The sequence below is a fragment of the Thermogemmatispora onikobensis genome, assembly GCF_001748285.1.
Taxonomy (GTDB): domain Bacteria; phylum Chloroflexota; class Ktedonobacteria; order Ktedonobacterales; family Ktedonobacteraceae; genus Thermogemmatispora; species Thermogemmatispora onikobensis.
The window spans coordinates 49,439-76,409 of record NZ_BDGT01000031.1 but is presented as its reverse complement, the minus strand read 5'-3'; the positions used below and the strand labels follow the sequence as shown (position 1 = coordinate 76,409).

The following is a 26,971-nucleotide window of genomic DNA, read 5'->3' as shown; positions in this document are numbered from 1 at the left end:
AGCGGATCGAGTCCCCTGCCACAGTTGATGCATTGAGCACGACCCTGCAACTGCAATCTTTCAGTATCCTCTAGCGGATCGAGTCCCCTGCCACGGCCAAAGCGCTCGTTGCGTCTCCTGGCCGAGGTGTTCTTTCAGTATCCTCTAGCGGATCGAGTCCCCTGCCACCGCGCGCCCGCTTCTTGCGGCAGATCCAGCAGCGTGCTTTCAGTATCCTCTAGCGGATCGAGTCCCCTGCCACTCTAATCCTACCAACCAACCTGACAGGAGCAAGGCTTTCAGTATCCTCTAGCGGATCGAGTCCCCTGCCACTGAGCTGTCGAAAATGGGGGGTAACCCCGGCCATAGAACTTTCAGTATCCTCTAGCGGATCGAGTCCCCTGCCACGCCGAAGTACACGTACTTCGCATGTGGCTACTTTGCTTTCAGTATCCTCTAGCGGATCGAGTCCCCTGCCACCCACAGAAGATGCTGCTGAAGAAGACGGATTTGTATTCTCTTTCAGTATCCTCTAGCGGATCGAGTCCCCTGCCACCAGTCACGGTGATCTCTTACGCGCGATTCTCATTGGTCCTTTCAGTATCCTCTAGCGGATCGAGTCCCCTGCCACCCAATGGCCGTGCAGTGTTCATCTCGACGCCCAAGCTTTCAGTATCCTCTAGCGGATCGAGTCCCCTGCCACCGCAGCCGGCGGAAGAGCATCGGGGATACTTCTCACTTATTCTAGAACGATCGAGGCCCCATTTTTGGCATCTGAACGCCTCGTTTTTTCCCTTCCCCAGCTACCAACATCTATCGTATCACGACCTTTCTCGAACCTCGTTGTTTGCAAGCCGCAAGGGGCGAGTTTCGAGAAAGCACCAATATATGTTCGGTTATAAAAACAGCAAAAGGTGCGAGATTCCGGCCAAAAGTGGCCGGAATCTGACCGGATTGGGGGGCACCCGCGGGAGCGTTTCGAATCGGCCTCTCAAATGGGCCATTTTTTGGCCAGGCTCCCTTTCCTCCCTCTCTTCTCTCCTCCCCAAAAACAAAAAGCTCGCGGACCAGCCGCCGGCCCGCGCTGCAAACAGGCGCTCCTCAATGCAGATCACACCTGATGAGCCAGCGCTCTTTGCACCTCATCAACGCCGTAGACATGAAAAAGCATCTGGAGCAGACGCATGCGTGCCGTCGGATGCCAGCGCCTCCCACTGCCCAGCTCCTGTAAAGCCGCTCCCAGAGTCAGCGTGAACGTGCTCAGTTGGGCAGCCTCATCCCGATCAGCCGCCTGCAACAGCCAGCGCCTACGTACCTCATCCGCTGGAACACGTAAACGGATCACCGCCACTACAGCGACCGCCAGCAGCCAGTACTCAAGGTTTAACGACAGTATCCTGATCTCCTCAATCGCCTCTGGCCCTAGCCCAAATTCCTCCCTGATTCCACGCCGAGCACAAGCAAAGAAATCACTATCACCCGAACGCTCGTGCCCGCGCGGGTCCAGGCCCGGCGCATTCATAGTCTCTTCGAAAGATACTGACCAACAACCAGGGTAGAATGCTACTGCCTCCGAGCGCCGCATCAGTATGACCTGCTGATCACTGGTCAGTACCACTCCCTGCAGGCTCACCGGCATGGGAAGCGCCGGATAGACCCCGGGAAGATAATGCAAAGCTGTCACCCCATACTTCTGGCGCAGACTACACGGCCCCGTCGGACCCTCCAACAACGGTTCATCTAGAGCATACGCCAGCGGATAATAGTCATGGAAGCCGATCGGTGCTAGCATCACTTCCAGCCCTCGACGGTCACTGAAGGCGGGAGTATAAGTAGCCAGGCGATAATGAGAGGAATTGGTAAAATGGGCGGCTACCGGAGGCAAATAGCGTTGCCGACAACGTTCGACCTCCTCGGGAACCGGCAACGGCCTGGCCAGCCGCCTCGTCACAATGTCGGCAGGCAGCCAGCCCTGAAAGGCAGCACTGCTGGTGAGCATAATCAGTCCATCTACAGCCAGACTGTCAATCCCGGCCTCTTGCATCAACTGCACAGTCTCAGGTGCAGCCAGATCTGAGAGCGAGAGCGCTTTGTCAGATCGTGACCTCTGCTCGGCGCCATAGGCCGCTCCAATCACTGGCTTCACCTCCTCTCGCTCGTCACGAGCCGTTCCAGTCGCTCCCAACAGTACCGCACCAGTCGCCTCGGATAGCCCTAATCGGCGTTCTTGATCTTCCTGTGCTGGTCCATCAGATAGCGCTACACTCTGGCTCTGTTCCTTGATTGCCGCCACCACGGCATCCAACCCATAGCGCTGAATGAGCCATTGAACCAGGCGCATCCGTGACGTCGGGTGCCATTGGCGAGGTGCAAAGAGCGTCGCCACCACCTCGTCAAGCCGGCACGCGATCCCTGTCATCTGTAGCGCCTCGTCGCGGTGACGCGCACTGATGAGCCAGCGCTCCTTGACAGCGGCGAAAGGCCGCGCCAGCTTGATCAGCATGAAGACATCAACCGAGAGCGTCGGATATTCGACGTTGAGCGAGAGAGCTTTCATCTCCTCGACCGCTTCCGCCGGTAGGCCAAACTCTTCCTCCAGTCCGCGATAAGCAGCGTCGAAGACATGAGCATCGCCCGACTGAAAGGACCCAGCAACCTGCCCTGGCGCATTCATGGTCTCTTCGAAGGATGCTGACCAGCAACCAGGATAGAATGCCACCGCTTCCGAGCGCTGCACAAGTACCAGGCGTTCATCTTGCGTCTCTAACAGACACTGAATGCTTACCGGCGCTGGTATCAAGGCCACACTGCGGGAGTAAGAGCGGGTATATAAGGCAGCACTTCCATATTTCTCGCGAATACTCAGAAGCCGACCATCTTGAGAGGGGAGAAGTGGTTTATCAAGGATCGGAAGCAATGCCATATAATCGTAGAAACGGAGCGGGGCCAGGATGAGCTTCAAACCATCAAGCTCACTCCAGGCTGGGGTCAGCGAGACCAGTTGATAGTGTGGAGCGTTGAGCGCACTTTCCTCCAATGCCGCCCGCCGCTCGCGCAGGACGGCAGCCAGATCCTCGGGGAGGGGCCACGGCTGCGCCAGGGTCGTCATCTGGATCTGCCTCTTGTCCCAGCCTCTAAAGCCTTCGCTGGCGGTGAGCACAATACACTCGTCGACAGCAAAGCGTTCAACACCTGCCTGTTGCATCAGCCAGCGCGCTCTTGCTGACGCCAGGTTGAAGAGGTCAGGAGATAGTGCAGAGGAAGAAGATGTCTGTGATCGTTCCTCAACGGGAGAGGTACCAGTTTGCATATTGCGGCTTTGATCGAGATGCGTTCCATGTCCTGGGGAAGCGCCTGGCTCTCCGAGGTGGGAAGTATGCTGAATCCAGGTAAGCTGCTGCTCCAGTTCTTCAAGCAATACGCGATAGCGAGCGATCTTTCGACGTAGGAGTGTACTCACCTGCTCTGAATGAGAGACCGCAGGCTCACGCATCCACTCTTCCAGTTGTGTCAACAGCCGTAGTACTTCTACCCTGCCTTGTTCCACATCCTCACGGGGCAGCGAGCGAACACCGTGAGAGGAAGATGGCGGCCAGAGGCCCAGGACAATCAGCTCTCCAAGAGTGAGCAAGGCCGGATCAATAGAAGCCAGAGAGAGGATACGATCGCGTTCGCTGGCCGCGTTACAGAGCAGATGCACCAGCGCAATGAGTAGCATACGGTTTTTGCCGCGTGCGGGCAGAGGAATTTGTCCCTGTTCCAGTCGCGAGAGCGTACTCTTGCTGCTTCCTACCAGACTGGCCAGCGTGGTTAACGAAAGGCCAGCCTGGGCGCGCAGATTCTCCACAAATAGCCCCAAGTCACGCGCCTGGTGTACACTTCTCATCACCGTTACCAACCCTCCCGACCTTCGCTGGCCTGAAGATAAGCTGTCGTTGCTGAAGTTTCAGGAATACAATTGCTTTCCCACTTTTCCCAGCTATACTCTCTGCAAAAACAAGCTCCCTATCAAAGGAGCGCCAGATGAGCTGGCAGGAACAAGCGAGTGCCGTAAGATATCCTCATGCCTTTGAGCATACATCGAGTGCAAGAAAAAATCAATCTATGAACATGAGTAACCCAAGAGGGAAGTGAGGAATACATCCAAGCAAAGGAGGCCAAGATCATGCGCCCAGGACCGACCATTCTCGTAGTTGACGATTCGCTGGTCTGTCGAACGGTGCTGCGCGTGGCCCTCAGCCGCGCCGGCTACCAGGTCCAGACCTGCAGCGACGGCCTCAGCGCCCTCTCAGCGCTGACCAGCCCCGGAGCACCCCCGCCCGATCTGCTCCTGCTCGACTGGCTCCTGCCCCATCTCTCCGGTCTCCAGCTCACCTATCTCCTGCGCCACCAGACCCGCTCTCCCCAGTTGTCCCGCCTGCCCATTCTGATGCTGAGCTGCCGTCACAGCACCCTCGACCGCCTCAAGGCTCGCCTGGCCGGCGCCTCCGCTTTCCTGGCCAAACCCTTCACCATCGCCGACCTGCTCACCATTGTCCACAATCTCCTATCCTCTTCGCCTGGTCCACACCTCACCCCACTCCCTCCCCCGCCTGCGCTCCCCCCAGTCCCTACCGCCCAGTCCCTGCCACCCCCCTCCTTTTTCCCTTGATCATAGATAGCTTGCTTGCTCATCCTGATAGCTATTCGTCCATTCATCCGCTTGCTCGTCAGCCAGGCCACCGGCAGGAGGTCCGCCAGCTCTCTGGCTGATCGCCTGTCGGCAGGTCAGGCCATATGATGCTTCAGTCAGAAGGAGGATCATCTCATGACTTCACCCTCACCACGCTCGCACTCTGGATCAGCAAGTCGGCGGCTCCGACGCCCCCTCACCCGTCGCCAGTGGCAGATCGTCCTCTTGCTGCGCCTGGGCCACTCGCGCCGGGCCATTGCCGCGCAGCTGGGCCTGTCTCCCGGCACGGTCACCGTCCAGCTCGCACAGCTACGCCATCGCCTCGGCCTGCCACGTCGCAGCCATCTGCTGCCTCATATTCCCTGGGAGCTTTGTCCACCCGAGCTGCTCCCTCCTGAGCCACTCCCTCCCCTGCCGCCCGCCTCGCCACTGCCAGCCATCCAGGCCCCGCCCCCCCGAGAATCCAATAACCGCCCCGGCCTCCTGCGCGGGCAGCGACGCTGGCAGGTGCTCCTCTTACTGCGTCTCGGCCTGACACCTGCCCAGGTGGCCAGGCGCCTGGGAGTGAGTCGCAACACCGTCTACGCCCACCGGCAACAGGTTCACGAGCGCCTCGATCTGCCGCTCGACGTGCCGGCTTCGGCGGTGCTAGACTATGTCCCCTGGGAAGAGTGCCCGCCCGAGCTGCTCCTCTGGCTGGAGCAGGCAGAGCCTACCTCGCCATCCCAACGGCCAGAGTCCCCACCCAGAGCACTGCCCTGAGCGAGCCAACAATCGGTTGGCCAGGCTCGTCCCGCGCACCCCGGGCAGAGACCTATTGCTTGCTTGATCCCTCTCTCTGCCCACTCCCTCAGAGCGAATTATGGCAGCCTCCAGCAGAGCAGACAGGAGGCACACTTTACTGAAGCAGCAGAGCCATGCTATAATTGGCAGCACTTCGATTCCCAGCGTGAGAGAAGCGGCGCAGGCTTCCCAGCCCGGCCCTCTTCCGCTCAGAAAGGACTGTCCGCGCTGAGCGCCCGCCCCGCCTTGATCGCCTCGCCTATCACGGTCTGACACCACAGCGATAGAGGAAACCTGTTCCTGAGCTTTCCTTGCCCTCACCGACCTTCCCGGCAGCAGGCTCTGCGGTGAGAGCTTGAAACAAGGAGCACTTATGAATCAGACCACCAGCCAACAGCACTATGACCTTTCAACGATCGCGCGCGAGCTTCAGCAGCAACTGATCCGTTATATTGAGGCCCAATATCCTATTCGTCACAGCGACGTCGTTGAGGAGCGTCGCCGGCTGCTGGAGGAGCCGAAGGTCATTGCACGCGAACCCTATATCGAAAGCACCCCTGGCTACCCTGGCGGGCGCTCTTATACCAACCTGGATCTGCCGCCCGTCATAGGCCAGGCCCTGGCCGAATTGGCTGGCCAGGCTACTGGCCTGCCTCCACTCATCCCTCCCCAGCCCTATCCCCACCAGGGCGAGGCCCTGGAGGCCCTGCTCGGACAAGACCGCGATCTGATCCTGACCACCGGCACCGGTTCGGGCAAAACGGAGGTTTTCCTGCTTACGATCCTTGCCCGCAGCCTCGACGAAGCCGGGCAGCGCCGCGAGAGCTTTGCCCTACCCGGTATGCGTACCCTCATTCTCTATCCCACCAATGCCCTCGTCAACGATCAACTGGTCCGCCTGCGCCGTCTCTTCGGCAATCATGCCTTTGCTCGCTGGTTCAAAGAGCGCTACGGCGTTAGCCGCCCGCTTCGCTTCGGCATGTATACCTCACGTACTCCCTACCCAGGCCAGATGAGCCAGGAACGCAACAAGGCCCAACTGCTCCCTCTGCTCGATTTCTACGCCAATGTATCCCCAGAGCAACGTCAGGAGCAGGAAGAGAGGGGACGCTGGCCGGCCTGCAATCTGGAACGCCTGCACGATGCCGCCATCCGGGGAGCAGTCGAGATCGACGCTGACGATCGCGAACTCTACAGCCGTCACCAAATCCAGCGCTGCTGCCCCGACATCCTGATTACTAACTATTCCATGTTGGAATATATGCTGATGCGCCCCATCGAGCGCAGCATCTTTGCCCAGACCGCCCAATGGCTGGAGAGCCATCCGGCTAACAGCCTGCTGATTGTGCTCGATGAGGCGCACCTCTATAGCGGTGCCACCGGTGCAGAGATCTCGCTGCTCCTGCGCCGCCTGCAGGCCCGCCTTGGCATCGGGCGCGAGCGTGTGCGCTACATTCTGACCAGCGCCAGTCTGGACCCCAGCGCCGGCGAGACGGGCATTCTGACCTTTGCCGAAGGACTGGTAGGGGCCCGCGGCTCAGCCGGCGCCAGCTTTGCCATCGTCCGTGGCGAGCCAAGCCAGCCGCCCTCGGCTCCCAGCGTCGTCAACGGGCGACCGCTCCCCAGGCCGACGCCAGAGACCGAAGGCGCAGCGCTGGCGGCCTTCGACCTGACGGCTTTCGCCAATCGAGTTCTGGACGAGGGCGCTGCTCTGCGAGCCGTAGAGGACCTCAGCCAGCGCCTCGGCTGGCCAGCTCCATCCTCCCTGGCCGAGTTACCGCTCTATCTGGGTCGCTGCCTGAGCAGTCTGCAAAGCTTCCGTCTGCTATGGAGCCAGACCGCCGGCAAGGCCCGCGCCTTGAGCGAGCTGGCCGCCCGGCTTTTCCCGTCGCTCTCCGAGCAAGAGCGCGTTCGCGCCACCAGTGCCCTGCTCAGTCTGGCTGCCGCCGCCTGCCGTGAGGATGATCAGCCCCTGCTGCCGGTGCGCGCCCATTTCCTCTTTCGCGGCCTGCCGACGCTCTACGCCTGCGTCAATCCACGCTGTAGCGCGCTCCTGCACCAGACAGACGGACCGTCGACGCTGGGCCGGCTCTGGCTGAGTCCCCGCCTGCACTGCGACTGCGGCGCGCGCGTCTACGAGCTGTATGCGCACCGAAACTGCGGGGCCCTCTTCCTGCGCGTTTTCACGACGACGGGCAGCGCTGGCCCCCAGACTCAGTTTCTCTGGCACGAGCCGGGCGAGGACCGTAACCAGGCCCATGAGGAGCTGCTCCTGATCGGCTCTCCCCATCCCCGGCAGCATTCCACACAGTCGCATCTGCAGGAGCTGCGCCTGCACATCCAAACTGGCAATGCCTACGTGGTCGGGAAAGGGCTACAATCGACATGGGCCTGGGGCCGCGAGGAAGAGTTTATCACCCTCTATCGACCTGCTCCTGAGAACAAGAGCAAAACAAGTTCTAACGCCAGCAATGGAGGGGATCAGCCAGCAGCCGGCAATGGCTGGAAGAGCTGCCCGGTCTGCCTCAAGCGGTTGACCACATCTGATGCCCTGGCCAGTCTGGCGACGCGCGGCGAGCAACCCTTTGTCAACCTGGTGCGGCGTCAGTTTGAGCTGCAGCCGCCACGTACACCAGCCCGAGAGGCGGCCCCCAACATGGGACGCAAGGTCCTGCTCTTTTCGGATGGCCGCCAGCGTGCGGCGCGTCTGGCGCGCGATCTACCGCGCGAGGTTGAGCTAGACACTTTCCGCGAGGCTCTCATCCTGGCCGCGGATCGCCTGCGCCAGCGCCACGGTCAGGAGCTGGTGCCGCTCGATGGGAAGCTGCAGCGGGAGTTTATCATCGTCTGTTCTAAATATGATCTCTACTTTTTCGATGGTGACTCTCAGAAGGAGCTACTCAGGCGCATCCACGAGTTCCGCCAGGATTACCAAGAGAATGAAGACCTGGCCATTGCTGAAGATTGGACGCCGGCCCTGATCCCTGGCTATCGCCGCGCTCTCCTGCGCCAGGTTGCCGACCGCTTCTATTCGCTGCCACGCATGTGCATCGCCATTATTGAACCGGCGCCAGCCGCGTTCAGGGCCTTGCACCGTAAATTCTCCGCTAGCGGGCTGAGCGATGAGGAGCTGCGGGCCCTGGCGATCCAGTGGATCGCCGAACTGCTTGAATTGAGCGCTTTCGACGATGGCATCGCCTTCTCGGATCGGCAGATGACTGTCCCCGGCGAAGGTTTCCGGGAGGACAAGTCGCCGCTTGAGGCAGAAAAAATGGCCAGAGAGCTGCTCAAGGTCGGCAACGAAAAAGAGTTTCGCCAGGCCATGATCGATGTACTCTGCAGTTCTTCCTCCAACGGGCCGCGTTTTCTCCGCCCAGAACAGCTAGCCCTGCGTCTGACTCTTGACGATAAGTGGTATCAGTGTCGCGACTGCACACAGCTCGTCTGGCAGCCGCTGCGCGGACGCTGCCCGGCCAGGAGCTGTCGGAGCGAGAATCTGCAGCCTCTCCCTACCGAGGACATCAGTTTACAGGCCCGCACGGCCTTCTATCGCGAGCCATTGCGCCAGGTGCTGGCCGGACAGCGCCGTCCCATGCACCTGACCGCCGAGGAGCATACCGCCCAGCTCTCCCACCGCGACAGTCAGGCGGTCTCGTCGACCACTGAGGAGTACGAGCTGCGCTTTCAGGAGATCGGCATCTCAGCAGAGAAGCCGGCCATCGACGTGCTGAGCTGTACCACCACGATGGAGGTCGGCGTCGATATTGGCCAGTTGCTGGGGGTGGGCCTGCGCAACATCCCGCCGACGCGCGCCAGCTACCAGCAGCGCGCCGGACGGGCCGGACGGCGCGGGGCCGCACTTTCAACGGTGCTGGCCTACAGCGAGAACGGCAGCCATGACGGCCACTACTTCGACCACCCCGAGGAGATGATCAGCGATCCGGTGCCCTGCCCGCGTCTCTCCCCCGTTAACAAGCGCCTGCTCACGCGCCACATTCAGGCTGCCCTCCTGCAGACCTTTTTCCGCGAATACGTGGAGGGCAAGACGGAGGCCGCTTTACAGCGCAGTTCGCTTCCCGAGGCCCTGGGGCGCGCCAGTGATTTCTTCCAAGAGAAAGGAGCGGCGACGTTGAGCCGCTTCGGCACGTGGCTGAAGCAGATGCTCAGAGAGCGCCCCCTTGAGTTCAGGCGCCACGTTATCGCCTGGCTGCCAGATGAGATCGAGGGTCAGCGCTGCGATCTCGAGCGCAAGTTTGCCATCGTTGGCGAGATTGGGGCCAGGCTCTGCGAGCGTCTGGAGGAGCTGCAGCGGGAGTTCGAGGAGCAGCGCCTGCTCCTGTCGGCGGGCTGGATGAGCGCCAGCAGCGCCGATGATGTGAAAGAGGTTCTCTTACTTGACCTGTTCTTTGATCAGGGCCTGCTGCCACAGTATGCTTTTCCGCGCGAGCTGCGCAGCTTCGTCATCGAAAAGAAGAATCATCAGCGATTTGGCTTTCGGGAGCGTCCGCAGCAGAGCGTCGATATCGCACTGACGGAGTACGCGCCCGGGCGTGAGTTGGTGGTGAATAAGGAGACCTATCAGAGCGGCGGCATCTACGTGACGCTCTTTCCTGGTCTGGCACCCAGCAATGCACCGTCGCCAGTGGAGCGCTTCTTTAAGCAGGCCCGACGACGTTTTCTGCTCTGTCAGGTCTGTGGCTATCTTGAAGAGACCACCACCCGCAAGGGAGAAAACGGCAGCACCGGAGTGCTGGAACAGCCCTGTCCCCAGTGTCATACCCCCTTACGAGAACAGGAGATTCTTGATCCGCCAGCCTTTGCGCCGTGGGGGGCCACTTCGCGTGAGCGTCGCTCGTCTGCCCACAGTGCTCAGCAAGAGCAGGGAATCATCTACACGGCGGCTCATCAGGTGATGCCCTTGACCAGTCGCGACCGTCTGGATCGGGAGACGTCGAACGGGGGCACAGCCTGGGCATACAAGGAGAATCAGGAGCTGCTCATCGTCAATGCCGGCCCTGGTGGCACCGGCTTCACTATCTGTCGGAGCTGTGGCGCCGCTGTGGTTGGGGCGAGCAGCGCGGCGCTGGAAGGTTCCTCTTATCATGCTCACCCGCGTCCTTTCCTGAGTGCCCAGGAGCAATATTGTAAAAGCCGCTCATACTGGTATGGCTATCTCGGCCATATCTTCCGAAGTGATCTGTTGTTGCTACGCCTGACGCTGCCCTGGGGGACACGCTATGAGGTTGGGCAGAGCTGGCTGGCGGACGCCGCCCATACGCTGGCCCAGGCCCTGCAACTGGCAGCCACTCGCCTGCTGGACATCCAGTCGGGCGAGCTGCGCATCGGCTGGAACTACACGCCGATGGGCAATGGCGTGCTGGTAGGACGCAGTATTGACTTTTTCCTGTTCGATGCGCTGGCCGGTGGGGCGGGCTATGCCACTCAGGTAGGCCAGGAGATCGAGCAGTTGCTTGACAAGACGCTAGAGATTCTCAAGGAGTGCCCAGAGCACTGCGAGCAGTCCTGTTATCGTTGTTTGCGCAACTATGGCAACCGCATGCTGCACTATCGCCTCGACCGTCATCTTGGCCGGCGCCTGCTGCAGGCGATTGTCGAGCAGCGAGCGCCGGCGGCCTTCTCCCTGGAGGAGCAGAGGCGACAGCTTGAGGGCCTGGCTCAGTTTCTGACGCTGCAGGGCTACGACTGTCATCAGCCGGACTGGCTGGCGGGTCAGTTAGTGCCGTTGCTTGCGAAGGACGAGGATGGCAACCTGCTCGCTGTCGGTACTTATCCTGTTGAGCAAGACTATAAGCAAACCGGACATCCCTTGCAGGAGCTTGGACCGAGGGTTTGTCTGGTAAGTGACTACGAGCTGCGTCACGATCTGCCGGGAGTGGCGCAGGAGGTTCATAGTGCCATGTCCGGCTCCAGGTAGGCTGTGACCGCAAACGGCTAACGGCGCTCGTGGGATTTACCCGCGGGCGCCGCTTTTTTTTCATGCTTTCTTTCAGTACCCTTGTGTTTCAGTATCCTCGTGCGGATCTACTCCCCTGCAACTCAGTGCCCGGACGTCGACCCTGCGCTGGCAACCGGAACGCTTTCAGTATCCTCGTGCGGATCTACTCCCCTGCAACCCGGCTATAGAGCGACACAGCATCTAGAGCTTCGTCATCTTTCAGTATCCTCGTGCGGATCTACTCCCCTGCAACCTGGCCTGTACCGGAACGCGAGAAATAAATCTTCTTGCCTTTCAGTATCCTCGTGCGGATCTACTCCCCTGCAACGCCACTGCCAACGGCGTCAGCTACTTCGAAATAGTTCTTTCAGTATCCTCGTGCGGATCTACTCCCCTGCAACCCACATGGCATTGCAGCGGCATTATGTGGCGAGCACCTTTCAGTATCCTCGTGCGGATCGACTCCCCTGCAACTAGTTTTCCTGTTCTCAGAAACGTACTTAACAGCACCTTTCAGTATCCTCGTGCGGATCGACTCCCCTGCAACTTGCTAAGCATTGTTGTTGTATATGTTCATCTTCATACGTCTTTCAGTATCCTCGTGCGGATCGACTCCCCTGCAACGAACCCCAGGGTTCCCGCAGCACTCCCGCCAAAGACCCTTTCAGTATCCTCGTGCGGATCGACTCCCCTGCAACATGATATTTGCCCCATCGTCCAGTACCGCCAGAACCTTTCAGTATCCTCGTGCGGATCGACTCCCCTGCAACTGACCGTCCGGTAGCCGGAAGATGAGCTGACCGCTTTATCTTTCAGTATCCTCGTGCGGATCGACTCCCCTGCAACAAACGGACTGGCCGCTCGCAAGCCGCGATACCGCGTCTTTCAGTATCCTCGTGCGGATCGACTCCCCTGCAACTCACCCTTCCTTTCGTAGCTTCCTTGCGACTGTCGACTTTCAGTATCCTCGTGCGGATCGACTCCCCTGCAACTTGGCTTTGCGTGCCCACATTGTGCCATGTTGCAGCCTTTCAGTATCCTCGTGCGGATCGACTCCCCTGCAACGCCCTCCGGCTGGTACTGTGCCGGGAGATCTCGCACTTTCAGTATCCTCGTGCGGATCGACTCCCCTGCAACCGAGCCAGCCTGGCCGGCTCTCGCCGCTGTAGCCATCTTTCAGTATCCTCGTGCGGATCGACTCCCCTGCAACCAGCAAATAATGCACAAAGCGATATAAAATAGCGCGACTTTCAGTATCCTCGTGCGGATCGACTCCCCTGCAACCCGTGCTTGTATTCAAAAGAAAGCAGACAGTTCAAAGCTTTCAGTATCCTCGTGCGGATCGACTCCCCTGCAACCGCAGGCAGCGGAGGAGCATCAGGGATACTTCTCACCTATTCTATAACGATCGAGGCCCCGTTTTTGGCTTCTGAGAGCCTCATTTTCTTCTCCTCCCACCTGCCAAAATCTATCGTATCACGACCTTTCTCGAAACTCGTTTTTTGCAAGCCGCAAGGGGCGAGTTTCGAGAGAGCATCAACATACTTTCAATAATAAAAGCAGCAAAAGATGCATGCTCCCAGGGAAATGCGGTCAGATTCTGACCGCATTTCCGGGGAGAGCCCGGAGAGTTTCGAATCAGCCCCTCAAAAGGGCCTTTTCACGCCCACCCTCGACCCTCTCCCAGTCAGTTCAGCCAGTCAGTCACAATGAAGGCGGGAGCAGCAGAGAGCCAGGCTATCCGCTCTCATCTGCCCCCGCCCAGTCAGTCCAGCCATCAACGGCAAACAGCATCAGAGGTGCATCCACCGTAATCCCCCTTGCCTTGACACCGGGCCTATCGTCTCAGCTACAGCGGTGGCTCCCCATCGTAAATCAGTGCATCCTGCATACGCCGTGCCTGCACTATAAAGGAATGGGCATCCAGCTCCACATCATCGTAGGTCAGCGTCTGACCGCGAGCCACTGGACGGCGCACCCGCGCCCGCGCCGTCAACCCCAACGGCAGCATTCGCTGCGCCCGCGCCACCTCGACCCGCTCAATATTGCCATAGAGAGACGTTCCCCCCAACCCCTCCAACACCTCCCCCTCCTGCAAATCGCGCTTCGCCACCGCCGTCGTCTCCGCCACCGGTGGCCCCGCTGGCGCCAGCGTCGCCTGCTGATACAGAACCGCCTGGGCAATCGAACGCGGCGTCTCCAGATTGGCCAGATGATACGGACGATAGAGCGCCCAGTATGGTCCCTCGCCCAGGCGCAAATAGCGCAAATCCTCAATCACCTTCGGCTGCTGAGTCGTAATCACCAGAAAGACCCCCGGCGCCACGCTTCCCAGCGCATAATCAACCACACCCCGTCGTCCCAGAATGCCCCCATCCTCACGCGGACAAAAAATCTGCGCCAGCGTCTCTGGCGTCGCCTGCGGCCCATGCATTCCACTGACATCCGGCACCAACCCCGTCGCATTGGCCACTGCCGTCATCTCCACCATCGTCTTCGTCCCATCGACAAACGATGTCAGCATATGGGGACTCATATGCCGGCTCCGCGCCTGCTCGGCCAACTGCTCCGGCGTCGCACCGCGGTCCAGCGGGTTATTTTTCCCCTTGCCAGCCGCCACAATCTCAAAGCCGAGCGAGCGAGCAAAATCATACAACTCCAAAATCGCCCCCGGCTCATCGCCTGCCGAGGTCGTATAAACCACGCCTGCCGCATCGGCCATACGCTTCAGCAAATAGCCGATTGTAGCATCGGTCTCCACATTGAGCATGATGATATGACGACGCGCCAGAATCGTCCGATAGGCGACGAGCGCCCCCACAGCAGGCACGCCCGTAGCTTCCACCACAGCATCCAGCGAAGCGATATCAGGGACCAAGGTCGCCCGCGCCGTCACCACCCGCTTGCCAGCTCGCACCGCCGCATCGGCCTCGTGGCTGCTGGCCCCAGGCGGCAAGAGCAGCACCTCCTCCTCACTATAGCCACAGGCGCGGAAGGCCGCCACAGCTCGCTCCGTCTCAATATCGGCAGCCGCCACTACCTCCATGCCCTGCATCTGACTCACCTGAGCAATCAGACCCGCCCCCATCTGACCAACCCCCACCAGCCCCACACGGATCGGACGCCCCTCGCGCTGACGCGCCTCAAGTTCCGCAACCAGATTCATAGCTCGTGGCAATCCTCCAGTCTGAGCAATTCCAGAATGGTTCCCACCGGGGGCAGATGGAGCAGAGCCGGCTCCACCGAGATCGTCCCGGGCAGCGCCGCCTCCGCCGCGCCATCGAAATGCACCACCAGATGACCCAGCTCGGCCAGATTGGCACTGGCCACCTCGCCGACCGCCGTCACCCGATACGTGAACACCCGACCTACCTCGCCGCCATCGTCAGACGGCTCCCGGAAGCAAAGCCAGTCGCCCACCTCGATCGCCCCCTGCAACGTCGCCCCCGAATGGACAAGCGAGACCTCGCGCAGCTCCGCCGGCGCCTGCGGACCAAAGAAAATCAAAATGCCATGCGGCAGGAACTCCGGCACCTGCGGCCCAATCTCCCCAATCATCGCCCGATACTTGAGCAAAACCCGCCTCCCCGCACCCAGCTCCACCCCCTCCCCAGCAGTCCCCGCCCCCTCGGCGCCCGCCATTCCCGCCCCAAGAAAGTGATTGAAACGCAGCAGAGACATAGCCGTCTCTCCTCCTCCCTCCTTGAGTAAGCGCTCACAACAGCCGCCCGCCCTCTAGACAACTCAGCGCCAGCCTTGCCTCGCCCCTGCGCTGACTCCACCCTCGCCAGCAGCCCAAAGAGCACCAGCCAGCGCCAACGAGAGCGAGGCCCGACCAGCCCCCGTCATCAGGACTCCTCAAGCAGCGTCACATCCTCGGGGCGCACCCCCGACACAAAGAGCTGCTCCGTGATGAACTTCATCAGCGGCCCCGAGGGCGAACTCGGCTTCACATCGATAGTCAGAATCTTCTTCATCGGATAGACCCCGATGCGCGCCGTCCCGCCGCAGTCAATCACCACACAGGCAATCTGCTTCTCAGGGGCCGACGAACGAAAGCCATCGAAAGCTCGCCCGCCACTCAGCTCCGCAATGCGCTGCGCCACCGGATGAATGCCCCCACCGGTCACGCAATAGATCAGATCCTTTCCTGGCTCGGGCTTGACAACCAGCGGCCCGCCCCAGCCACCGCGTCCTCGCGCAATCTTCACAGCACGATAAGGCATCGTCGCACACTCCTTTCTCTCCTCAAGCGATCAGGCCCAGACCAGGCAGACAGGCAACAGGCCAACCAGCCAGCCTCGGGCAACCAACGCCGCGCAGCGAGAGTAATCCACCATCGCCGTCACCCCGCCCGGCCTGAGCCACAGCACAACCTCCCTCCACCCCTCCCTATCCACCCCCACTCACTCATTCATTCACTCAGCCAGCCCTAATGGCCGGCATACATCCCAAAGCTGGCCAGATAGGCAATGACCACCGCCAGCGGCCCCGTGATCAGGCGCGACATCAAAACCGCTGGCACCCCGATCTCGGTCGTCTCCGGCTCGGCCTCACCAAGCGCCAACCCGACCGGGATAAAGTCACAACCGACCTGCGGATTAATAGCAAAGAGGGCCGGCAGCGCATACTGCGCCGGAATATGGCCCAGGCCAATCTCCACGCCCAGCAGCGTCCCCACAACCTGGGCGATCACCGCCCCGGGACCCAGCAACGGCGACAGAATCGGAATGGCACAGATCACCGACATCAGCAGCAGCCCGAAAATATTCGAGGCCAGCGGCGACAGGGTATGAGCAATAATGTTGCCAATCCCCGTGTAGAGAATGATGCCAATGACCATACTAATGAAGGCCATGAACGGCAGAATATTGCGGATCACCTGGTCAATGGTGTCACGGCCAGCCTGATACAGGATGCCGACCACATTGCCAACGGCCCGCCCAATGGCCTCCAGACCACGCGCCACAACTTGCATGACTACGCCTCCTCTCCGCTAGCGAAGGCCGCCCCGCCCGCTTCCACAGCAGGGGCCGCCTCGGCTGCCGACGTTGACTCCTCACCCTGGCTCTGGCCCTCGGGCACCGAGCGCCGCGCCCACATGATGGCCGTGATGCGCTCCGTCACCAGCCCGCGAATAAAGATCACTAACAGGCCCACCAGGAAATAGCGAATCGCCAGATCCCCTAGCCCCAGCCCAAGCTTGGTAATGCCCGCCGCAATACCAGCCCAGACAAAGATCTCACCCGGATTGGCATGGGGAAAGAGACCAAGAATGGGATGGACAAAAGACACCGCCGCATCATAGAAGGCCGGCTTCTGCTTCTCCGGCAGAAAGCGCCCCATCGTGTAGGCCATCGGGTTAGTCAGGAAGAAGACGGCCAGAAAGGGCAGGACCAGATAGCGCAGCAGGACATTGCGGCTACTGATCATGGCCACCTTGTCGATCCGTTCGGGGCCAATGAGGCGCACCAGGGCATTGACGGCAGTCATCAGCACGATCAACAGGGGGATGATGCCCGTGACCAGACCAACAAAGGTCGTCCCCCCCTTTTGGAACATGCCGATGAAGCCTTCGGCAATACGGGCTGCGATCTCCACAGAGTCACCTCCAGACAAAAGGACATTGTGACAATCTTTTGTCCTCTCAGACCACCACACAGGCCAGCTGGCCAGGACCAGAGCCAGGTAGCAGCCGGCGAGGACTACTCAGCAGTGAGAAGAGCTGAGCGAGTGCCTTGGCGAGTAAGCCGAGTGAGTGATTACCCACCTTTCAAGCCAGCGGCTGCAGCGACGTCCGCGGGGGGAGCACGTTTCCCCCACCAGCTACCTTCGCGGTCTGACGCTCGAAGGAGTCCTGAAGCGTGCTGGCAGCGGTCCTGACCGCCTCGATCAGGCGCGGCTTCAGCCCAAGCGCCCCAAGCGTCTCGGGAACGAGTAGCTCGTCGAGCGGACGCCCCTCAACCTGGGGCAGGGGACGGAGCCGCGCAAAGACCGTGAAGCCACTGAGTTGCCGGGCAGCGAGAATAGCCCGCCGCTTGGGATGGGCCACAAGCACCACATAGGTGCGCCCGCGGTAACGCCCCCCAGCCATCGCAGTGGCGCAAGGCCCGAGCCGGCGCAGACGACTCACGTCGCGATAGAAGCGCCGCGCCTGCCAGTAGGCCAGAGCCAGCTGCAGGCACCAGGCCACCAGGGCAGCGAGGGCAACTTGCTCGATCATACGAACCTCCTGATGTCATACTCTAACGCGGCGAGCGCGTGGCCGTCTGGAGCCGCGAAGAACTTCGCTCCTACAGACAGACCTCGGCTAGCTCACGGGAAAGCTCGATCGGTTTGTTGACCACGCGCCGGGGCAAGCTGGAGACGAAGAGCAGTGGATCGGCCTGCGCCTCATGCTTTAAGCGACGCGCGAGGGCGGTGGCACGCCAGGGGAGATCACGACAATATTGGCGGAGTAAGACAGCCGCTGGCTTTTCAACGGCGTGGGCACAACGATGGCAGACGATCCGCTTGATATAGAGCGAGGCATAAAAGACCGTGTGCACCGTCGGACGACCGCAGTAGAGGCAGTCCAGTTCAGTCTGGCAGGCTATCATAGCGAGCGACGCCCCCTCTTTCCTCGACGATCGATCAGCGATGGAGACGAACAGGACAGCTCTGGCTGAAGCGCTTGCTCAAGGCGCTCTCGCTAGCCCAGCCCGCCCGGCCAGGGCCTGCCCTCCATCACGCATTGCCAGCAAGGCGAAGTGTCACTAACGTCGTTAGACAGAGCCTACTTCCAATCAGAAAGAAATAGGTAAGCCACCTGACCCGGCCTCCGACCCGCCTAGAGACCATAGTGGCGACAGAGCCGCTCGGCCTGCAACAGGTCGTAAGCGGTGGTGATCTTCAGATTGCTCTGATCGCTTTCGACCACCGCCACCGGATAGCCGAGACGCTCCAGAGAGGCCGCCGTGTCGGTCCCCTCAAACTGGTCCTGACGCGCCCGATCGTAGGCCGCCAGCAACCAGGCCGCACGAAAAGCCTGGGGCGTCTGGGCCCGCCAGGCCCGCTGACCAGCAAAGCGGCGGCAGATGGCCTGCTGCTCATCCACTTCGACGATCAGCTCCTCCTCCTGCAGCGGCATGGCCAGAATAGCCCCACCACAGGCACGCGCCGCCTCGACCAGCTGCTGGATGCGCTCGAGGAGCACAAAGGGACGGGCCCCATCATGGATCAGAATCAGGTCAATCTCGCCACTCTCGATGCGCGAACGCAGGGCCTCCAGCGCACATTGCTCGGAGGCGTGCCTCGTCGGACCACCCTGGACGATACGCCTGACTTTCTGACAGTGGGCCGCTTGTGCTAGCTTGGCAAGCTGCTCCTCTTCGCCAGCCGCCGCGACGAGCAGGATCTCGTCAATCACTGGACAGCGCTCAAAGGCTTCCAGCGTGTAGATGATAACCGGCTTGCCATGAATGGGCAGGAAGATTTTGTTGATCGGCAGCCCCATACGCCTGCCCTGGCCCGCCGCCAGCACGATGGCCACAACGTGCTTCGCTGCACTCCGCTGGTCGAACACCGTTTCACCTTTGTGCACATTCGATATTTTGTGCATAGTATACCTTGCCCTCTGGCGAATGTCAAGCGGGCGGCATAGAGAAAAACCGCAACCGCCCAGTCGCCTCCCCGCGCAATCTTCCACTCTGGCCAGCGTCCAGCCCTCCAGCGCGCACGAGCGGCATTTCCCTGCCCGGGCGAGCGGCAGTGAACAATTGTCCACTTATGCACAAGGGTTGACAACAGTCGTCACCATCAGGTACCATAGAAACAACCGGAATGGAGCAGTTTATAGTAAGGGCAAAACTTTACAAATCGAGCGATCGACCATTTTAAAATCTTCAGGTGTGCCCTTTGAAAGGAGGGAGAGCAAGAAGAGCAGAGGAGAGCAACATATGGCCCCCTGCGGCGTCGCGGGACAAGGCCAGCAGAAGCATCAGCCTTCCTTCCTGATATTTTCTCTTCAAGGAAGAGCCGTCGCCCCTCTCGTGTCTCCAGCTGGGCAGCGGAGAAACGAGTCGGGAGCACTTCACAGAGCTGTGACCAGTTGCCAGGAGGTTTTTCCGCCCATGTCCGATCTACGCATCCTCGTCAGCTGCGGCACCGGGATCGCCACCTCAACCCTGGCCGCCGACAAACTCAAGCGCCTGCTCAAGAGTCGCGGCCTCAGCGTTACAACCGCCTCGTGTAAAGCCGCCGAAGTCGCTGGCAAAGTCTCCACCTTTCGACCACACGCTATCGTCTCGACCACCCAGGTCGCTGTGAAAGTGCCCGTCAAGGTCTTCAACGGCCTGCCCCTCATCAGCGGCGTGGGAGCCGACCAGCTCGCCGACGAGATTGCCGCCTATCTTAAGACTCTCAGCGCTAGCTGAGCTGAGTTGCGCTAGCAAACAAGAGAGGAACCCCCTGGCAAGCAGGTAGAGGGTAGGCAGGCACGCAGCAGACAGAGCAGACAATCACCGCAAGGTTCGCGAACGGGCGTACATCGCGCGCAAGAGTAGAGATGTACGCAAAGAGTTGGCTTTTTATCCTCACTACGGGTAGGAGGAACCAGCCATGTCCGCTGTTATGGGCGTTATCAACTATATCTTGAATCTTGGCCCCAGCGTCATGATGCCCATCATCATCTTTATTCTGTGCATGATCTTCCGCATGCCTCTTGGGCGCTCGCTGCGGGCCGCCATCACCATCGGCGTTGGCTTCATCGCCATCAACCTGGTGATCGGCCTACTGGTCAATACGCTGGGGCCGGCGGCGCAGGCGATGGTCAACAACCTCGGCATTCACCTCGACGTCATCGATGTCGGCTGGCCGGTGGCTGCCGCCATCTCCTTCGGCACTGTCTCCGTTGTTCCCTGGGTCTTCATTCTGGGTATCCTGCTCAACCTGCTGTTGATTGTCGTGCGCTTCGTCAAGACGCTCGACATCGACATGTGGAACTACTGGCACTTTATCTTTACCGCGGCCTTCGTCTACGTCATCACCGGCAACTTCTTTATCGCCCTGGCGCTGGCCCTGCTCACTGAGCTGTTCATCCTCAAGCTGGCCGACCTTTCGGCTCCCGTCGTCCAGGACTACTACGGCCTGCCGGGCATCTCGCTGCCGCACAGCAGTACCGTCGACTGGTCGCCGGTCGGCTGGGTCTTGAACAAGCTGCTGGACCGCATTCCCGGCCTCAATAAGCTGCACGCCGATACCGGCACCATTCAGGAGCGCTTCGGCATCGTCGGCGAGCCGATGATCATCGGGCTGGTCCTGGGCCTGCTCATCGGCCTCCTGGCCTATTTCCCGGGCCTGAGCAGCGACTTCGGCGGCTCCTTCGCCAAGATCCTGACGACTGGTATTACGCTGGGCGCCGTGATGCTGGTCCTGCCGCGCATGGTGGCTATCCTGATGGAGGGCCTGGTTCCGCTCTCGGAGGGCGCACAGACGTTCATCAGCCAGCGCTTCCCGGGCCGGGAACTCTACATCGGCCTGGATGCCGCTATTGTGATCGGCTTCGCCAATAATATGACGGTGGCCCTGCTGATGGTGCCAATCACGCTCATTTTGGCGATCGCTCTCAGCTTCCTTGGCCTGAACCATGTGCTGCCTTTCACCGATCTGGCAGTCCTGCCCTTCCTGGTGATCTGGGCCACGACCTGGTCGCGCGGTAATGTGATCCGTGGGGTGATCATCGCTACGATCTTTATGGCCGGCATTCTCTCAGTGGGTACTTTCCTGGCGCCGATGACGGTGGTGCTGGCCAAGGGCGCCCATTTCGCTATCCCCAAGGGGGCAATCTCTATCTCTAGCCTCGATTCTGGCGCTCACTTGATTTCCTTTGCACTGGTCTTCTTCTTCTCGCTGCAGCAGGTTGGCTCCTACGGACCGGTCTTCTTGATCTGGTCGGCACTGTGGGTGGCCTTCACGGTGGCCTGCTATATCATCTACTTCCTCTATTGCCGCTCCCATGTGCCCGGCATCGACGATAAGGCCCTCTACGTGCGCGAGGAGGCAGAGACACCGGAGAACGAAGCCGGGGTCGGGATCGAGGCCGAGGGCGCCAGCGGCCAGGCGATCGCTGGCCAGGGCTAAAGGCAGCTCTGGACCGTCTGTCTGTCTGTCTGTCTGCCTGCCTGCCTGCCTACCGGCCAGGCTCACTACACGGTCAGCGGGCGGATCGCTCTGGCCCGCCGCGGTGCGGCTGGAACCAGGGCGATCGAGCGCCCGGCTGGCCGTGGGCCGAGGAAGGGCCTGCCTGGCCTGGCCAGGCTAATGGGACGGAGAGCAAGCAGAAGAAAGGGAGCCAACCAACGATGATCGGCGTTCTGGTCGACTATTTGATGGGGCCTTTGGGGCGCGCCCTGGAAAACGCTTATCTGACCCATTCCTTGCCCATTGGTCTGCTCTTGCTGGTCTGGATGGGAGTGGTCTGTTGGGGCCTGCGCGGAGTGATCCGTCTGCGGCAGCAGCTGCGGCGCTGGGTACAGGAGCTACTGCCGCTTTGCGATCCCTCGCAGCCGGGGACGCCCCAGCAACTGCTAGCGGTCCTGGAACCACGCTGGCAGGAGGCGGCGGCCCGCGTGCGCTATATGCCAACCCGCCACGGCCTCTGGATACGGCGAGCCACTCCCGAGGCCCTGCGCGCGGAAGTGGGCTTTACTGCGGAGGGCCTGGCTCGTCTGCTGCTCCGCCTGACCCCCCAGTCAGCAGCGTCCCACCCGCCGTCTGCGTCCCACCGGCGCCGCCAGTCCCGCACGGCGCTAAGCGCGCGGCCCCTGGACCAATGAGTCTGCATTGTTTCCAGACAGGATCAGTAAGAAAGGAAGCGACCGACGACGACGACGACGATAGGAGAGGGCATTACTCGGAACATGGAACCGATCGAGCTAGAGCTAACGCTCAGTGGGATCACGATGCCAGTGCTGGTGCTGTGGGGCCTGGCGGTCAGAAGCAAGGAGGAGCTGTTTGCCTGCGTGCATGCAGAGTTGCTGCGGCGCGGCCAGGTGCACCCGAGCTATCTGGAGGGCGTCCAGGAGCGCGAGCGACAGTATCCGACAGGACTGGACTTCGGCGACTTCGCCGTGGCCCTGCCCCACGTCGACTTCGAGCATGTCATTCAGCCAGCATTGGTGGTGGCTCTGCTCAGCGAGGCGCTACCTTTTCAGGCGATGGATGATCCCGCACGGCAGCACCTCTGCCGGCTGGCTATTTTCCCCGTGCTGACTTCCGGAGACGCACAGCTGGCTTTTTTGCAGGCTGTGACCTGTGCGCTGCAACAGCCCGGCTTCTATGAGCACTTCATTGCCCTGCAGACGCCCCAGGAGATCAAAGCCTGCCTGCAAAGCATGCTGCAAATCGCCGTGAACGAGGGGTAGCGAGAGTCCGGGCCCGCTGGAGGCAGACAGACCAGCGCTCCTGCCCCAGCAGGCCCCTGGCTCCCCGCCTCGCCGCCTTCTTCCGTGCTTCACGTCATCAGCCCTGACGCTTCTTTACCCGGGGAAATGGTTTCGTTTCATCGCGAAGCATCTCATACAGCCTCTGAGGAACGTTCCCTTGATCAAGCCCAGCGTGGAAGGAAGAGAACGGCCTCCCATCCCGCTCCCCGCCTCGCTTCACGCCGCCCGCCTATTGACAGCTGCCCTTCAGCATGGTACATTGAATATGTGTGCATTATTGAATATTTGTGCAACAGAGCAGGAGAGGCCAGCTATGTCTGAAGCGGTTCCCGCCCTCTCTCCCGAGCAGATGCGCTGCCTGCTGCAGACCATGTACCGCATCCGCGCCTTTGAAGAAAAGGTTGATGAACTCTTCATGCGCGGAGAAGTCCACGGCACCACCCATCTCTCCATCGGAGAAGAGGCTACCGCCGCCGCGGCCTTACAGGCCCTGCGGCCCGATGACTATATCACCAGCACCCACCGCGGTCACGGTCATTGCATCAGCAAAGGGGCCGACCTCAAGCTGATGATGGCCGAGCTGCTCGGCAAAGAAACCGGCTACTGCCGCGGACGCGGTGGCTCCATGCACATCGCCGACGTCGCCTCCGGCAACCTCGGCGCTAACGGCGTGGTCGGCGGCGGTATCCCCATTGCCACCGGCGTCGGACTCAGCATCAAGATGCAGGGACTTGATCGTGTCTGCCTCTGCTTCTTCGGCGACGGCGCCGCCAACGAAGGCACCTTCCACGAGTCGATCAACCTGGCCGCTATCTGGGATCTCCCCGTCATCTTCCTCTGCGAGAATAACCAGTACGGCATGTCGATGTCCGTGCGGAAGGCCACGCGCTGCGAGACCATTGCCCAGCGTGCCGTGGCCTACGGCATTCCCGGCGAGCGCGTCGATGGCAACGACGTCTTCGCCGTTTACGAGGCCGTCTCTCGTGCTGCCGCTCGCGCCCGCTCCGGCCAGGGTCCAACCCTGATCGAGGCCGTCACCTATCGTTACAAAGGTCACTCCAAGAGCGACCAGAACCGCTACCGCACACGCGATGAGATCCGCGCCTGGCAGGAGCGCGACCCCATCAAGCGGTTGGCCGCCTATCTGCGCGAGCACAGCCTGCTGACCCAAGAGGAGATCGAGCGCGAGGAAGCCGCGGCCTACCAGGCTATTGAGGAAGCCTATCAGTTCGCTCTGGCCAGCCCCGAACCCGATCCCGACTCTCTCCTGGAAGGAGTGTACGCATGAGCGGTCCTTCTTCTCTCCCGACAACCGTCGCCGCCGGCACGCCTCAGCAGGCAGAGGCGGCTCAGAGCCAGGTTCAGGAGATGACCTACGCCGAGGCCATTCGCGAGGCCCTGCGGGAGGAGATGCGGCGTGATCCGCGTGTCTTCCTGATGGGCGAGGACATCGGCATCTATGGGGGGGCCTTCGGCGTGACCTATGGCCTCATCGATGAGTTTGGCGAGGAGCGCGTGCGCGATACGCCGATCTCGGAGGCAGCCCTGGCGGGTTGCGCCATCGGGGCCGCCCTCACCGGTATGCGCCCAGTGGCCGAATTCCAGTTCAGCGACTTCATGGCCATCGGCATGGACCAGATCGTCAACCAGGGGGCCAAGCTGCGCTTTATGTTCGGCGGCAAGGCCCAGGTACCGGTGGTCTTCCGCGCCCCGCTCGGCTCCGGCACCGGCGCAGCGGCCCAGCACTCGCAGAGCCTGGAAGCCTGGTTTGCCCATGTGCCCGGTCTGAAGGTGGTCCTCCCTTCAACACCTGCCGACGTCAAGGGGCTGCTGCTCTCGGCCATCCGCGACCCCAATCCGGTGATCTTCCTCGAACACAAGCTGCTCTATCGCTATAAGGGGCCCGTGCCTCGTGGTGAATGGACGATCCCTATCGGGCAGGCCGAAGTCAAGCGTCCCGGCAAGGACCTGACGATTATCGCCCTCTCGATTATGGTGCCGCGCGCCCTGGCCGTGGCCGCACGCCTGGCCGAAGAGGGTATCGAGGCCGAGGTGGTTGATCCCCGCACGCTGCGCCCGCTCGACGAGGAGACCCTGATCGCTTCGGCGCGCAAGACCGGGCGGGTGCTGATCGTCCATGAGGCCGTGCTGACCGGCGGCTTCGGCGGTGAGATCGCGGCCCGCATTGCCTCTAGCGAGGCCTTCTACTATCTCGATGCTCCGATCCTGCGCCTGGGCGGGGCCGAGACGCCCATTCCCTACAACCGAACTCTCGAACGACGGGCCACGCCCCAGGAAGAGGATATTTATCAGGCCGCCAGACGCCTGTTGCAGCGGAGGCCGCTGTGAGCTGGCTCAGCCGCCGGGCAGTCCCAGGTAATCCAGCTAAGCAGACAAGGCAGAGGTGACGGCGCGATGCAGACGCAGCATGAGCAACGTACGCTGACAATGCCCAAGCTGGGCATGACGATGACCGAAGGCACGGTGGTGCGCTGGCTTCTCAGCGAGGGGGCGCGCTTTGAGAAAGGGGAGCCATTGGTCGAGGTGATGACCGATAAGGTCGCTCTGGAGGTCGAGGCCCCCTGTACGGGTCAGCTCCTGAAGATTCTGGCCGGCGAGGAGGAGACACTGGAGGTGGGCGCCCCGCTGGCTCTCTTGCTGGCGGAGGGGCGCGATCCGGCTGCTGCTGCCGCTGCTGCTAGCTCGGCTGCCACTGCGGCTGTGGCCTCCGCCCATCGCCAGGAGCATCCTTCTCTCTCCTCTCCTGCCGCCGAGGTTCCTTCCTCAACCGCAGTCTCAGCCCCGTCCAGCCCGGCAGAGGCGCCCACGGAAGAAACGCGCATCGCCAGTACGCCCGCCGCCAAGCGTGAGGCGGCGTCGCAGGCTGTTGATCTGCGCGCCGTGGTAGCGGCTGGCTTCGAGCCTCCGCTGACACGCGCCGATATCCTGGCCTTCATGGCCACCCAGCCGGCTCAGCAGGCAGGCCCAGAGGTACGGGCCACGCCGCTGGCGCGCAAGATGGCTCGCGAGCATCAGGTAGACCTGGCGGCCCTGGCCGAGCAGAAGAGAGGCGAGAAGGTGACGCGCGCCGATGTCGAGACAGCCCTGGCGCTCCGCCAGCAGCAGGAGACGGTTCAAAGCACCCCGGTCGATGGCGCCACGGCCAGTGCGGCAGTGGCCCAGTCCCGGTCACAGGCTCCTGCAGCGCCCACGCCTGTGACCCCTGCAGAGGAGAGCGAGGAGGCCGAGGTCATCCCACTCTCGCCAGCACGGCGCCTCATCGGACAGCGCATGCTGACCAGCGTCACCACCATGCCCCATATCTATCTTGATCTGGAGATCGATATGAGCGAGGCGGAACGCTGTCGCCAGCGCCTGGCCGCCAGCCTCGCAGCCCAGCGCGAAGAGGTCCCTTCCCTGACGGCCATCATCATTCGCGCGGTGGCCGCTGCTCTGCGCGCCTCTCCCGAGGTCAATGCCACCCTCGATGATAGCCGTGGACGAGGCAAGGAGGTCATCCGTCGCTGGCACGCCATTCACATCGGCGTGGCCGTCGATACCGGCCAGTCTCTCCTGACGCCGGTCATTCGTCATGCCGACCGCCAGAGTCTGCCTGACCTGGCGCGTACCCTGCGCCGTTTGGTCGAGGGGGCGCGCTCCGGCAGACTTTCGCCCGACGACCTCAGCGGGGCCACCTTCACTATCTCGAACCTGGGCATGTACGGGATCGATACCTTCCACGCCATCATTCCCCCGGGCCAGAGCGCCATTCTTGCTGTAGGCAAGGTGACACGGCGCAGCGTGGTCGTCGACGAGGGCCTGAGCGGCGCCGCAGAGCAGACGGCCCGCCTGGAGATCCGCCCCGTGATGAAGGTCTCGCTCTCCGCCGATCACCGCGTCCTCGATGGGGCCAGCGGCAGCCGCTTCCTGCAGCGCTTCAAGCAGCTGCTGGAAAATCCCTACTTACTGCTCTAAGATGCAGGCGCGGCAATTCTTCCTACGAGGAAGCGCACGGGCAGAGGTACCATCTGGCTACATCCCCCGTCCGACAACAGGAGCGGGCACCGCTGCCGGGTCATTACCTATCAGCCGGGAGGGTGCATGGTCCACACCGGTGTCCGCGGCGCCTGTCTCTCGTTGTCCGGGAACCGGAGCCAG

Annotated in this window: 16 protein-coding genes, 3 pseudogenes and 2 CRISPR repeat arrays; of the genes and pseudogenes, 10 read left to right on the top strand and 9 right to left on the bottom strand. The window is 61.5% G+C overall.

The window, feature by feature from the left end; translation table 11 throughout:
* Positions 1-57: 57 nt before the first annotated feature.
* Positions 58-682: direct repeats of the CRISPR family, unit length 37 nt; unit sequence CTTTCAGTATCCTCTAGCGGATCGAGTCCCCTGCCAC.
* Positions 683-1,090: 408 nt separating this feature from the next.
* On the bottom strand, positions 1,091-3,865 hold the full coding sequence (locus BGC09_RS14320; RefSeq protein ID WP_069804662.1) for a helix-turn-helix domain-containing protein: 2,775 nt from the start codon (positions 3,863-3,865) through the stop codon (positions 1,091-1,093).
* 279 nt (positions 3,866-4,144) lie between these two features.
* Here BGC09_RS14320 and BGC09_RS14315 point away from each other — a divergent pair, with 279 nt between their 5' ends.
* The 3 genes from BGC09_RS14315 to BGC09_RS14305 all read left to right on the top strand — a co-directional run bounded on the left by BGC09_RS14315 (position 4,145) and on the right by BGC09_RS14305 (position 11,369).
* Positions 4,145-4,630: a response regulator gene (locus tag BGC09_RS14315; RefSeq protein WP_069804661.1), complete on the top strand. Its 486-nt coding sequence runs from the start codon at positions 4,145-4,147 to the stop codon at positions 4,628-4,630.
* 156 nt (positions 4,631-4,786) lie between these two features.
* Complete coding sequence (locus BGC09_RS14310; RefSeq protein WP_069804660.1) at positions 4,787-5,413, top strand: LuxR C-terminal-related transcriptional regulator; 627 nt, start codon at positions 4,787-4,789, stop codon at positions 5,411-5,413.
* Between the two features lie 394 nt (positions 5,414-5,807).
* Positions 5,808-11,369, top strand: a complete 5,562-nt coding sequence (locus BGC09_RS14305) for a DEAD/DEAH box helicase (protein WP_069804659.1) — start codon at positions 5,808-5,810, stop codon at positions 11,367-11,369.
* A gap of 85 nt (positions 11,370-11,454) precedes the next feature.
* Positions 11,455-12,748: direct repeats of the CRISPR family, unit length 37 nt; unit sequence CTTTCAGTATCCTCGTGCGGATCGACTCCCCTGCAAC.
* Positions 12,749-13,239: 491 nt separating this feature from the next.
* On the opposite strand, the gene BGC09_RS14300 is transcribed toward BGC09_RS14305, so the two are convergent.
* From BGC09_RS14300 to ispD, 8 genes and pseudogenes are all read right to left on the bottom strand, one after another.
* On the bottom strand, positions 13,240-14,556 hold the full coding sequence (locus BGC09_RS14300; RefSeq protein ID WP_069804658.1) for an NAD(P)H-dependent oxidoreductase: 1,317 nt from the start codon (positions 14,554-14,556) through the stop codon (positions 13,240-13,242).
* Positions 14,553-15,071, bottom strand: a complete 519-nt coding sequence (locus BGC09_RS14295; protein WP_084658877.1) for a PTS glucitol/sorbitol transporter subunit IIA — start codon at positions 15,069-15,071, stop codon at positions 14,553-14,555. Before BGC09_RS14295 ends, BGC09_RS14300 begins: the two co-directional genes overlap by 4 nt.
* Before the next feature lie 176 nt (positions 15,072-15,247).
* Positions 15,248-15,616, bottom strand: a pseudogene (locus BGC09_RS14290) (PTS glucitol/sorbitol transporter subunit IIB); the annotation flags it as partial.
* 206 nt (positions 15,617-15,822) lie between these two features.
* Positions 15,823-16,347 (bottom strand): annotated as a pseudogene (locus BGC09_RS14285) (PTS glucitol/sorbitol transporter subunit IIB); the annotation flags it as partial.
* 128 nt (positions 16,348-16,475) lie between these two features.
* Positions 16,476-16,991: pseudogene (gene srlA, locus BGC09_RS14280) on the bottom strand (PTS glucitol/sorbitol transporter subunit IIC); the annotation flags it as partial.
* Positions 16,992-17,163: 172 nt separating this feature from the next.
* Positions 17,164-17,613, bottom strand: coding sequence for a transcriptional regulator GutM (locus BGC09_RS14275; RefSeq protein ID WP_069804657.1), 450 nt, complete (start codon positions 17,611-17,613; stop codon positions 17,164-17,166).
* Positions 17,614-17,683: 70 nt separating this feature from the next.
* On the bottom strand, positions 17,684-17,989 hold the full coding sequence (locus BGC09_RS14270; protein WP_052890237.1) for a hypothetical protein: 306 nt from the start codon (positions 17,987-17,989) through the stop codon (positions 17,684-17,686).
* 230 nt (positions 17,990-18,219) lie between these two features.
* Positions 18,220-18,954, bottom strand: a complete 735-nt coding sequence (gene ispD / locus BGC09_RS14265) for a 2-C-methyl-D-erythritol 4-phosphate cytidylyltransferase (protein ID WP_176728930.1) — start codon at positions 18,952-18,954, stop codon at positions 18,220-18,222.
* Between the two features lie 547 nt (positions 18,955-19,501).
* Between ispD and BGC09_RS14260 the strand changes: the two genes are divergently transcribed.
* The 7 genes from BGC09_RS14260 (at position 19,502) to BGC09_RS14230 (ending at position 26,788) form a co-directional block, all read left to right on the top strand.
* Complete coding sequence (locus tag BGC09_RS14260) at positions 19,502-19,804, top strand: PTS sugar transporter subunit IIB (RefSeq protein WP_069804656.1); 303 nt, start codon at positions 19,502-19,504, stop codon at positions 19,802-19,804.
* Between the two features lie 184 nt (positions 19,805-19,988).
* A complete protein-coding gene (locus BGC09_RS14255; protein WP_069804655.1) occupies positions 19,989-21,509 on the top strand; it encodes a PTS galactitol transporter subunit IIC in 1,521 nt (506 codons plus the stop codon).
* 221 nt (positions 21,510-21,730) lie between these two features.
* The gene (locus BGC09_RS14250; RefSeq protein WP_069804654.1) at positions 21,731-22,204 is read left to right on the top strand and encodes a hypothetical protein; all 474 of its coding nucleotides are present in this window, start codon (positions 21,731-21,733) and stop codon (positions 22,202-22,204) included.
* Positions 22,205-22,288: 84 nt separating this feature from the next.
* Positions 22,289-22,792, top strand: coding sequence for a PTS sugar transporter subunit IIA (locus BGC09_RS14245; RefSeq protein WP_084658868.1), 504 nt, complete (start codon positions 22,289-22,291; stop codon positions 22,790-22,792).
* Positions 22,793-23,126: 334 nt separating this feature from the next.
* On the top strand, positions 23,127-24,101 hold the full coding sequence (locus BGC09_RS14240; protein ID WP_069804653.1) for a thiamine pyrophosphate-dependent dehydrogenase E1 component subunit alpha: 975 nt from the start codon (positions 23,127-23,129) through the stop codon (positions 24,099-24,101).
* An 80-nt stretch (positions 24,102-24,181) separates the two neighbouring features.
* Positions 24,182-25,162 (top strand): alpha-ketoacid dehydrogenase subunit beta, encoded by a 981-nt coding sequence (locus tag BGC09_RS14235; RefSeq protein ID WP_069804670.1) that lies wholly within the window; start codon positions 24,182-24,184, stop codon positions 25,160-25,162.
* A 66-nt stretch (positions 25,163-25,228) separates the two neighbouring features.
* Positions 25,229-26,788, top strand: coding sequence for a dihydrolipoamide acetyltransferase family protein (locus BGC09_RS14230; RefSeq protein ID WP_069804652.1), 1,560 nt, complete (start codon positions 25,229-25,231; stop codon positions 26,786-26,788).
* Positions 26,789-26,971 lie beyond the last annotated feature (183 nt).

Coding starts and splice junctions, on each gene's coding strand:
- BGC09_RS14310 (WP_069804660.1), top strand. CDS start 4,787: ATGACTTCACCCTCACCACGCTCGCACTCTGGATCAGCAAGTCGGCGG.
- BGC09_RS14235 (WP_069804670.1), top strand. CDS start 24,182: ATGACCTACGCCGAGGCCATTCGCGAGGCCCTGCGGGAGGAGATGCGG.
- BGC09_RS14260 (WP_069804656.1), top strand. CDS start 19,502: ATGTCCGATCTACGCATCCTCGTCAGCTGCGGCACCGGGATCGCCACC.
- BGC09_RS14250 (WP_069804654.1), top strand. CDS start 21,731: ATGATCGGCGTTCTGGTCGACTATTTGATGGGGCCTTTGGGGCGCGCC.
- BGC09_RS14295 (WP_084658877.1), bottom strand. CDS start 15,071: ATGTCTCTGCTGCGTTTCAATCACTTTCTTGGGGCGGGAATGGCGGGC.
- BGC09_RS14255 (WP_069804655.1), top strand. CDS start 19,989: ATGTCCGCTGTTATGGGCGTTATCAACTATATCTTGAATCTTGGCCCC.
- BGC09_RS14240 (WP_069804653.1), top strand. CDS start 23,127: ATGTCTGAAGCGGTTCCCGCCCTCTCTCCCGAGCAGATGCGCTGCCTG.
- BGC09_RS14300 (WP_069804658.1), bottom strand. CDS start 14,556: ATGAATCTGGTTGCGGAACTTGAGGCGCGTCAGCGCGAGGGGCGTCCG.
- BGC09_RS14315 (WP_069804661.1), top strand. CDS start 4,145: ATGCGCCCAGGACCGACCATTCTCGTAGTTGACGATTCGCTGGTCTGT.
- BGC09_RS14245 (WP_084658868.1), top strand. CDS start 22,289: ATGGAACCGATCGAGCTAGAGCTAACGCTCAGTGGGATCACGATGCCA.
- BGC09_RS14230 (WP_069804652.1), top strand. CDS start 25,229: ATGCAGACGCAGCATGAGCAACGTACGCTGACAATGCCCAAGCTGGGC.
- BGC09_RS14275 (WP_069804657.1), bottom strand. CDS start 17,613: ATGATCGAGCAAGTTGCCCTCGCTGCCCTGGTGGCCTGGTGCCTGCAG.
- BGC09_RS14305 (WP_069804659.1), top strand. CDS start 5,808: ATGAATCAGACCACCAGCCAACAGCACTATGACCTTTCAACGATCGCG.
- BGC09_RS14320 (WP_069804662.1), bottom strand. CDS start 3,865: ATGAGAAGTGTACACCAGGCGCGTGACTTGGGGCTATTTGTGGAGAAT.
- BGC09_RS14270 (WP_052890237.1), bottom strand. CDS start 17,989: ATGATAGCCTGCCAGACTGAACTGGACTGCCTCTACTGCGGTCGTCCG.